This is a genomic window from Mesorhizobium sp. ORS 3428 (assembly GCF_001854785.1).
GTDB lineage: Bacteria > Pseudomonadota > Alphaproteobacteria > Rhizobiales > Rhizobiaceae > Mesorhizobium.
On the sequence record NZ_MDFL01000177.1, the window covers coordinates 1 to 10,096 of the forward strand.

The following is a 10,096-nucleotide window of genomic DNA, read 5'->3' on the forward strand; positions in this document are numbered from 1 at the left end:
CATCGAGACGCGCCAGAAAAACCACGCCGTATTCGCCAAAGCTCGCGGCAATGAAGCATCATCACTGTTCGGATGAAAAGTTCTGCAAGAGCAGGTCTCGATCTGAGCATAGAGAGTAGCGGACCCGCCGAGAACAGCTAAAAGTTTTTGTCGGCCCCAAATCCAGTTTATGCCGGACCGCATAGCGGGCGCGCCCAAAGCGTAAGTTGCGCAGCAGGATGTAAGTTAGAGGACAACCGTTTCCGTCACGCGCTCCMAAATGGGATGAACCCAGAGTCACAAGAATCTAACGGCGACTCAGGCGCAATGCACTACTGGAACTCCCGTCGGAGCGGGCTGGCGAGAAAAACAGTTTATATCTAGCCGGTCGGAGGCGCAAACTGAGCCGGGGTACCACTTGGATGTGCCGGCTCGAAAGTCACAGACGGAGCTCTTCGGACTGGGCGAGAAACCAGTCTACCAAGACCTTGCACCGCTTGTTCTTGCTGACGTCGTCGCTGGTCAGCAGGAAGAATGCTCGTTCGGTCTTGATCTCGGTTGGGAGCGGCCTCACCAGAAGGCGGTTCTTGACGAGTTGCTGAGCCGTCAAGGACCACCCCAACGCTATTCCTTCGCCGGCCAGAGCCGCTTGAAGCGTCAGCTGGGAATCGTTGAAGACGATGTTGGGCTTGATCTCGCTCGCATCGCCACCCGCGAGTTCGACCCACTCGGACCAGTCCATGCGTTTGCGATAAGCATCCGATGAATGGATCAGCTGATGGTGGACCAGATCGTCGACGCCCTGTGGGGCTGGATGCGACAGAAGATAGGCGGGCGAGCAGACGGGARAGATGATCTCGTCGCAGACGAACCAGCTATTGCCCCTCTCGAAGTCCCGCGGCCGCACCCACACCGTGACGTCGACCTCGTGATCAGGATCAATGTCGCGATCGGTGGCGACGACCTTGATCCTGATGTCGGGATGTTCGGCCTGGAAGTCGTAGAGCTGAGGCGCCAGCCAATGTGCCGCCAGAGAGGTTGAGGCGGCAAAGGTGATGTATTGCGTTCCGCGCCCGGAGATCGCCTCAAGCCTTTGCTCCAGCCGGCGAAAGCCGACGCGCACCTCGTCGTAAAGCTGCCTGCCTGCCTCTGTCAGCTGCACGCCGCGGTTGTCGCGCACGAACAGCCCGGTCCCGCAATGCTTCTCGAACATCTTGATCGAGTGCGAGACACTCGGCTGCGTGACATTGAGCTCGCTTGCCGCCCTCTTGAAACTCAGGGTGCGGGCAGCTGCTTCGAAAACGAACAGCGAATGGGTGGACGGGACGAGATCGCGAAGCTTGGACATGAAGCAGGTCTATATCAAATGCGATCTTTTCCGTCTACGGCGTCGCCGCTGCATCGCCTATTCAAAGATGAAGCTGATGCGGTGTTGTGGCAATATGCCAGGGACAAACCTTTAGCCGGCTGTTCCAATCAGCTTTAAATCGAGGTGACGGAAAAGGTCGAGTTTGGCCCGGGTACACGCGCCGGTGTTGATGAGGACGTAATGCATAGTTTTATCCTGCGCCGTCTAGGTGTGATGGCGCTGACTATGGTCAGTTTGACGCTGATCGTCTTCTATATGGTCAACCTGGAACCGAACCTGAAGAAGCTAGCACTGAACCAGACCAATAATCGAGCTAGCGCCGTCGACGTAGAACACTGGCTTCAGGCAAATGGCTATCGCGAGCCCTTCTTCAAGCGATACGCCGAATGGGTCGGYGTCTGGCCCAAGGACCCCAGCGTCGATCCTACMACGGGCAAGCCGGCGCCCAAATTTGGATTTTGCAGCGGGCCGACGACTCGCCAGGTTTCCGGCGTGCTTCAAGGCGATTTCGGATGTTCGACGAAGTTCCGAACCGCCGTTTCCGCAAAAATTCTGCCGGCCCTGGCAGCTACAAGTAAGCTGATGTTCTGGGCGCTCGCGACGGTCATCCCAATTTCATTGCTGATGGGCATTCTGGCCGGAATGYGGGAGGGAACTCCAACGGACAGGACTCTTTCTGTCCTATCAATCGTCACAACAGCCACGCCCGAATATGTTTCCGGCGTCATCTTCACGGTGATCTTCGCTTCCTGGCTGGGATGGTTGAACGGCTCCGCCGCTTCGGCAACCGGACAAGGCCTTACCTTCTACAATTTCGCATTACCTGTGATGACAATGGCCATCGCGGACATCGGCTACATAGCTCGCATGACGCGAGCGTCGATGGTCGAAGTGATGACCCAACAGTACATCCGCACCGCGCGATTGAAGGGTCTCTCTTTTCCCAGAGTGGTGCTCAAACACGCCCTGCGAAATGCATTGATCACTCCCTTTACAGTGATCATGCTTCAGTTTYCATGGCTGCTCACCGGCGTCGTAGTAGTCGAGACCATGTTCCGCTACCAAGGGTTTGGCTTTATATTGAACGAAGCAGCGGCTAACAATGACATCGACCTTCTGCTTGGCTGTTCGTTAGTTTCTGTAGTGGTGGTGTTGCTGACTCAGCTGATCTCAGATATCGGCTACGTTTATCTCAACCCGCGCATTCGAGTGCAGTAGGAGGCATCAGTGCAGCTTGAGATAATTGGTTGGTTCAATATAGCCGTTGCTGTCCTGGGAAGGTTCTGGTCGGTCTGGATCACTATGGCTGTGTGGCTTGCGTTTAGCATTCGCTTCCGCAAACACCTTGGGCTCTATGGGGACCTGTTCAGAACAGGCGTCGGACTTTCTGGAGTCGTCATATGCCTCTTTTGGCTCTCTACAGCCATATTCGCTCCCATCGTCGCGCCATTCGATCCCATCAGCCAAATCGCAGCACTGAAGGGAGCGCTGCCGGGGACCATAGTCCCTGATGGCAGCGGGGTTTACTATTTCGGCGGYGACACACTTGCGCGGGATGTGTTCAGTCGCATGGTGTACGGCAGCCGAATTGTGATGTCGATCGCGCCCTCAGCTACAGCATTTGCACTAATTGCTGGGATCGGACTCGGCTTGCCCGCCGGATACTACGGCGGTCGCGTCGATTCTGTGTTATCCTTCTTTGTCWACCTCTTGTTGGCATTCCCTGTCATTTTGCTGTTTTACCTCCTGGTGACGCCGGACGTTCGGGAGTTGTCCTTTGACAATTGGTTCAGCGAGGCGACGGGCATTGGAGTCTCCATTTCGAGGTCGTTCGCCGCCGTCATCTTTTTGATCCCCATCGTATTCTTTTTGACTTTATTCCATACCCGATACAAAAGCCGCCCGGAGCGTTATTACCTTCTTATTGGAGCTACCATTCTTATTGGGGCCTGGATCTATGCGGGCGTGATATTTGACGCCGATCCGGTTGGCGTGATGCACGTCAGTGCGAACTATCTCAACATCTTTGTGGGCGTTGTCCTCGGGTCGTCACCCAGCGTGTTTCGCATCGTGCGCGGCCTCGTGATGGACATTAAAACGCGCGATTACATCGCAGCTGCCCAGACACGCGGCGAGAGCGCCTGGTACATCATGATTTGGGAAATCCTACCAAACGCTCGAGGCCCATTGATCGTCGATGCCTGCTTGCGCGTTGGGTACACGACGATCCTGCTCGGAACGCTGGGCTATTTCGGCCTGGGGGTTCCGCCCGATAGTCCGGATTGGGGGACCGCAATCAAGGACGCGAGCCGACTTTTGCGCGCTTATATCCATCCGGCACTGCCACCGGCCATCGCGCTAATGTCCTTTGTGCTCGGACTGAACCTTTTAGCTGACGCACTTCGCGAAGAATCGCTCAAAGATTGAGAGGCCGGCTATGAACGAAGCTGTCAAACTGACGACCGTAGCAAGCGCCCAGCCGATCATCGAGATCGAAAACTTGTCGATCTCTTTCTTTACCAAGAGTGGGGCGATCCCGGCCGTGATGGACTTTTCCTGCACGGTCATGCCTGGGGAGTCCATGGGAATCGTAGGGGAATCGGGCTGYGGCAAGTCTACGGTTTCCCTAGGCATTATGCGGGACCTTCCCGGGCTCGGGAGGATTGTTGGGGGCCGCATCAAATTCCAAGGCAGGGACATGGGCGACATGTCCGAGGCGGAGCTCCGTGCCATGYGCGGACACAAGATAGCAATGGTCTATCAGGAGCCGATGGCGAGCCTGAACCCTGCTTTGARGATTGGCGAGCAGCTGATGGAAGTGCCGATCCTCCACGAGAAGGTCTCAAAGCAGGAGGCAAACCGCCGCTCGCTTGAAATGCTGAATGCAGTCCGCCTACCTGATCCGGAACRCATAATGCGCTCCTACCCTCACCAGCTTTCCGGCGGCCAGCAGCAGCGCATAGTGATAGCCATGGCGTTGCTGTCCAAACCGGCACTCCTCCTGCTGGACGAGCCCACAACTGCCCTCGATGTGACAGTCGAAGCGGGTATCATTGAACTGGTGAAGGATCTCGGTAAGCGCTTYGGCACCTCGATGATCTTTGTCTCACACAATCTTGGTCTGATTCTGGAAACCTGTGACCGCATCACGGTGATGTATTCCGGCGAGGCGGTTGAGACAGGGACTGTGTCCGATGTGTTCGACCGGATGCGCCATCCTTATACCCAGGGCCTTTTTCGGTCGATACCTCTGCCAGGGGCGGACAAAAATTCCCGGCCAATAGTAGCTATTCCAGGCCAGCTTCCTCTGCCGCATGAGCGGCCGCGCGGCTGCAATTTTGGTCCACGCTGCCAACACTTCGTGCGAGGCCGCTGCGACGCCGGAGAAATCCCCATGATTCCGGTCGAGGGGCACCAGGGCCATTACAGCCGCTGCGTGAGATTCAATGAAATCGACTGGGCTGCGCTCCCTGAAGGCGCCGACAAGGCCCGAGAGCCGGTAAAGCCTGGCTCGCCAGTGCTCAAGGTGAATAGCCTAAAGAAACATTACGAGGTCGCAGCGAACTCGATCTTGGGGGGCGGGCGAATGCGCACCGTCAAGGCCAACGAGAACGTCACCTTCGTCGCGAGGCAATCCGAGACTGTCGCCATTGTCGGCGAGTCMGGCTGCGGTAAGTCCACGCTGGCGAAAGTGCTGCTAGGGCTCGAAACGGCAAGTTCTGGCACCGTGAAGCTGTGCGAAAAGGAAATCCAATCCACAGGCATCGAGGCGCGCGACGTGGAAACGGTTTCTTCCATACAAATGGTGTTTCAGAACCCGTTTGACACGCTCAATCCAAGCCATACGGTCGGCTCGCAGATCGTCCGCACTCTGGAGAAATTCAAAGTTGGCAAAAATCGCGCGGAGCGGCGCCAGAAGATGCTAGAACTGCTGGACCTGGTCAAACTTCCCCGCGCTTTCGAAAAACGCAAACCACGCCAGCTTTCCGGCGGACAGAAACAACGGATCGGGATCGCACGTGCCTTCGCGGGGGGCRCTAAATTAGTGGTGGCCGACGAGCCAGTCTCCGCCCTAGATGTCTCGGTGCAGGCAGCAGTGACTGAACTGCTGATGGACATCCAGCGCAAGAACCAGACCACGATGCTATTCATTAGCCACGACCTGTCCGTGGTCCGCTATATAGCTGACCGTGTGGTGGTCATGTATCTCGGTCATATCGTGGAACAGGGCACGACGGACCAGATCTTTTCACCTCCTTACCACCCCTATACAGAAGCGCTCTTATCTGCGATCCCGATCGCCGACACCAGCGCCGTCAAAAAGCGCATCGTCCTCGAGGGCGATATCCCATCGGCCATGAGTCCGCCGCCGGGCTGTCCGTTCCAGACGCGCTGTCGATGGAAAARGCTCGTTCCCGAGAACCGCTGCGACAGGGAGTTGCCGCCTCTCAGGGATCTGGGAAACAATCATCGTAGCCTTTGCTGGCTTAGCGACGAACAACTCGCCAGACAGGAACCAGTGGTGAGCTTCGCTTCGCACAGTCCGGACGCAGAGAAGCCTGCGTAATCAGTCCGATAACCTCAGCAGGCGACGGGAATCCGGCGCAGCAGTGCTTCCGCGGGACGGTCATCCACCGTTGTGCCCACCCGCGCTTGGCACCGTATACGTTGGCCAGATTTTGCTCTTCCGCCTAGCAGGGGGCCCAGGCCGTCGAAAGGCTGCCGCCGCCCGAGGACCTACACCAAGACTCCTTGCCGGCCTTCCGCCAAGCGCCGAGTGGCCAGARCTCTTATCCTCCGCTTCCGCTCCTGGTTGGAGCTGCGGCGGTCGGACCGCGAGGCCGTCCAAGGGCAGCTCAGACCCGTGGTGGTGACGGGAGCAAGCAGTCCAGTTCGGCCTCCATACCTCTCCCAAGGCGACGAGTTGCCGTGATCTTCGAGTTTCATGTCGTTCGTCGTTGGACCACATATCAGATGCTCAGCCCCGGGAGCATATCGCCATCTCTAGGCTCGGTTACGCCGACGTCCGAAGGGCAGCTAGGAGTAAAGCTAAGCGCGTCAGAGGTAAAATATCTTTATATCGAGCGTTTTCTTTTCTGTATGCGACGCACCCGGCTCTTGGGCTATTTCAAAGGATAAATGAGCGCTTGGCTGTCTGGCACGATCCAGYATCTCTCCAGTCGGCGCCGCCCACGATTACGAACATTCGGTTTTGCCTTAGCTACTTAACTTCTGTGTAGGTCAAAAGGGAGGTTCAAATGGAACGTGCAACTAAACACCGCGGCGCAATGCCGAAGGTCCTCGACACTCTAGCCGACGAAGCCAAAAAAGGCAGGATGGACAGACGGGAGTTTCTGGCCCTGGCTTCCATATTTGGTGCCTCTGCAGCTATGGCGTATTCGATGCTTGGTGCAACCGCACCCGCATATGCTGAAGAAACACCCAAAAAGGGTGGGACATTGCGGATCGCAATGCCCATCTACGGTCCAAAAGATCCCCGAACGAGTGACTATTCGGAAATCTCAAACATTTGTCGTCAGTTCTTAGAACCGCTGGTGAAGTACACAGTCGGTCACACTTTTGAACCGCGGCTACTGGAGAGTTGGGACATCAATGAGGACGCCACTGAATACACCCTGCATGTTCGGCAAGGCGTAAAATGGAACAACGGGGATGACTTCAACGCCGACGACGTGATGTTTAACCTTCTGCGTTGGTGCCAAAAGGACGTGGCAGGAAATTCCATGTCCGCACACATGGCCGCTCTCGTTGATGACAAGACGGGAAAAGCCATCGAGGGTGCCATCACGAAAATCGACGATCATACGGTTAAGCTCAAGCTACCAAGGTCCGACATCACGATCATCCCAGGGTTCGCTGACTATCCAGCATTGATCGTGCATCGTGACTTCGAGAAGCATGGCTCGGACATCGTAAAATTCCCTGTGGGCACGGGGCCGTTCGAGCTGGTGTCGTGGGACGTCGGCCAAAAGGCAGTCCTAAAGCGTAGAACGAACGGAAGCTGGTGGGGCGGCGAAGCTCATCTCGACGAGGTGCAATTCATTGATTACGRCAGCGACCCTTCCACGGTTCAGAGTGCTTTCGAAGCAAATGAGATCGATGCCAACGAGCAGACATTCGCGAATTTCGTCCCCGTTTTTGACAAGATTGGTTTGGTGAGATCTGAGGCCGAAACAACGGAAACGATCATCTGCCGCACACAGGTTACGAACAAGCCCTATGAYGATCAGCGGGTACGCAAGGCCTTGCAGTTGGCCATCGATAACAAAACTGTTCTACAAACCGCTCAAAATGGATACGGCACTGTCGCGGTGGATTGCCATGTCGGACCGCTGCACCCTGAGTACTACCCGCTACCAGAAAAGAAGCGTGACGTCGAAGCCGCCCGGAAGCTTATGGCCGAAGCCGGTCAGATGGAATTTGAACACGAGCTATTCAGTAGCGACGCGGATTGGCTCAAGGCTAGTGCGGACGCTATGGCCGCGCAGTTGYATGACGCCGGGTTCAAGGTCAAACGCACGATCGTTCCCGACAGCACGTTCTGGGAAAACTGGATGAAATATCCACTTTCTGCAACGGACTGGAACGCGCGACCGCTCGGGGTCCAGGTGCTGGCACTTGCCTACCGTACCGGAGCAGTATGGAATGAGACCGGGTGGTCGAATCCGGAATTCGACAAGAAATTGGACRAGGCGTTGACGGTGCCCGATCCAGAGAAGCGAAAGGCCATGATGAATGACCTTGAAACCCTCCTCAAGGATTCCGGCATCATCACTCAGCCTTATTGGCTTACGTTGGTGAATCACTCGACTAAGCAAGTAAARGGCTATGCGATGCACCCGATGTTCGAAATTGATCTGGGAAAGGTTTGGCTCGACCAGGCAGCCTAACGCGAGAGATGGGGGCTAGGTGGGTTTCACAGCGAACGTCGGCTCGCTGTGAAACGCCTCGCCCCCTTTGAGGCGGTGGGTGCGCCTAAAGTAAGGATCCTGAGCTCGGACGTAGGAACAAATCAGACCGGCAGCGCTCTCCGAGGCGGTGCCTCCAGCTCACATCAGAAGCGTTTGTACTGAAGTTCAGGCTCTCCGGGCTGACGAGCGACGGCCACATACCCAGCGTACTGCGCGCCCTGGAGGCTAGTAAAAATCCGGGGCGCTCTCCGTCTGTCAAACGCCATCCGGAACTGCCCCCTTGGAGGTGCCCTTTGCGTCATGAAGAACTGCCCCCACCTTCGGGTTCATGATGTCGGTTGAAGGTTAGTTCCGTCGGTGACGGGCCGGAGGGAGGCGGAGCCGACCGGAGGTCTGTCACCGACGGGCGGCCTGATGAGGCCGCTGTTTCGCTTGGCGCGGAGCCGGTAGCTGTCGCCGCGGATGGTCAGCACGTGGCTGTGGTGCAAGAGCCGGTCGAGGATCGCGGTCGCGACCACCGGATCGGCGAACACGGTGCCCCATTCGGCAACGCTGCGGTTCGACGTGATCAGCATGGCGCCGGTTTCATAGCGCCGGCTGACCAGCTGGAAGAACAGGTGCGCCGCGTCGGGCTCCAGCGGCAGGTAGCCGAGCTCGTCGACGATCAGCAGCTTTGGTTTCGACAGTGCCAGCAGTTTCTCGTCCAGGCGCCGCTCGCCGTGCGCCTTGGCGAGGCCAGCGACCAGCGTCGTCGCCGTCGTGAACTGCGCTGTAAGCGGTGCACCAAGGCACCTTTCCAGAAATCGCCTGTTGTGCACATGGGTCAGCCGTTAGTCACAGCACGGGGCGTAGCCGGCCCGAAGATGGTGCAACGATGACCCGCCGCGCGCTCCAAGGCGCGGGGAAGTGCGGGCGGTCGACCTTACGAGAGCGGAGGGGTCGACCGTGACCGCGGCTTGAGGACTGGGGCTGCATCAGAAAGCGCATGCCAAGTCCTCTCAAGAGTTTTCGTCTGCCTCACGCGCAAACTCGGCCAACCCGAGCTTGATGCGAGCGAGTCAGCGCTCAACTGCCTCGATTAGCTTCTCACCATCCTCGGTGAGCACCATATCACAGCCGCGCCGGTCGAATAGTCGAGTATTCAGGCGCTTCTCAAGCCTTCTTACGTGCTATGAGACGGACGCGTGAGCCATGTTTAGTTCGCCGGCTGCTGCCTGGAAGCTTCCACAGCGCGCTGTCGCTTCGAACACCGACAGCGCCACATGATAGGAGAGGAGGCTAGGTGAGCTGGACATGGGGCAGCAGGCCAATCCCACGAAACCACTTCTTAAGGCGACGTCTTTGTGACAGTAGTAAATCCGAAATTGCCGACCCTGAAGCCTCGGCGCGAGGCGGCAGGCGCTTAGGCCCAGACGTCAATATCCGAGGCAGCGTCTGTCTGACCGAGGATTGTTTTGCGCATCGCGCTACGCGACGCAGTTCAGCCCTCCGTCAACGTAGATTTCCGATCCGGTAATGTAAGCCGAATCGTCGCTGGCCAGGAAGAGAGCGGTTCGCGCGATGTCCCATGCCGTGCCGGTTCGCCTCATGGGAACGCGCGCGGCACGTGCCTTAGCCAAAGCTTCAAAGTCAATCTCAGCCTCGGACTTGCCGCTTGTCTGAATGGTCGCATCCCTGGCCATTGGCGTGTCGATTATTCCCGGAAGGATTGAGTTTGCGCGTATTCCCTTGTCGGCATAGGTCGCTGCAAGGTTTCGGGTGAACGATACGACGGCTCCCTTTGAGGTGTTGTAGGCAATGTAGGGCGCGCCGAGAT

Annotated in this window: 6 protein-coding genes and 2 pseudogenes; 4 read left to right on the forward strand and 4 right to left on the reverse strand. The window is 57.2% G+C overall.

The features are described 5' to 3' along the window. Window positions 1–418: 418 nt before the first annotated feature. A complete protein-coding gene (locus tag ORS3428_RS29120) occupies window positions 419–1,327 on the reverse strand; it encodes a LysR substrate-binding domain-containing protein (RefSeq protein WP_071101724.1) in 909 nt (302 codons plus the stop codon). Between the two features lie 201 nt (window positions 1,328–1,528). Between ORS3428_RS29120 and ORS3428_RS29125 the strand changes: the two genes are divergently transcribed. The 4 genes from ORS3428_RS29125 (at window position 1,529) to ORS3428_RS29140 (ending at window position 8,259) form a co-directional block, all read left to right on the forward strand. Further along, window positions 1,529–2,566 (forward strand): ABC transporter permease, encoded by a 1,038-nt coding sequence (locus tag ORS3428_RS29125; RefSeq protein ID WP_108723211.1) that lies wholly within the window; start codon window positions 1,529–1,531, stop codon window positions 2,564–2,566. Window positions 2,567–2,575: 9 nt separating this feature from the next. Next, window positions 2,576–3,775 carry an ABC transporter permease gene (locus ORS3428_RS29130; protein WP_071101726.1) on the forward strand — a complete coding sequence of 400 codons (1,200 nt, stop codon included), beginning with the start codon at window positions 2,576–2,578 and terminating at the stop codon, window positions 3,773–3,775. 10 nt (window positions 3,776–3,785) lie between these two features. Then, window positions 3,786–5,915 (forward strand): ABC transporter ATP-binding protein, encoded by a 2,130-nt coding sequence (locus ORS3428_RS29135; RefSeq protein ID WP_071101727.1) that lies wholly within the window; start codon window positions 3,786–3,788, stop codon window positions 5,913–5,915. 691 nt (window positions 5,916–6,606) lie between these two features. Next, window positions 6,607–8,259, forward strand: a complete 1,653-nt coding sequence (locus ORS3428_RS29140; RefSeq protein WP_071101728.1) for an ABC transporter substrate-binding protein — start codon at window positions 6,607–6,609, stop codon at window positions 8,257–8,259. Between the two features lie 347 nt (window positions 8,260–8,606). On the opposite strand, the pseudogene ORS3428_RS29145 reads toward ORS3428_RS29140, so the two are convergent. From ORS3428_RS29145 to ORS3428_RS29150, 3 genes and pseudogenes are all read right to left on the reverse strand, one after another. Continuing rightward, a pseudogene (locus ORS3428_RS29145) lies at window positions 8,607–9,062 on the reverse strand (ATP-binding protein); the annotation flags it as partial. 276 nt (window positions 9,063–9,338) lie between these two features. Next, window positions 9,339–9,575, reverse strand: a pseudogene (locus ORS3428_RS34530) (helix-turn-helix domain-containing protein). A gap of 171 nt (window positions 9,576–9,746) precedes the next feature. Next, window positions 9,747–10,096: SDR family oxidoreductase (locus tag ORS3428_RS29150; RefSeq protein ID WP_122984394.1), on the reverse strand; the 350-nt coding region annotated here is incomplete at its 5' end.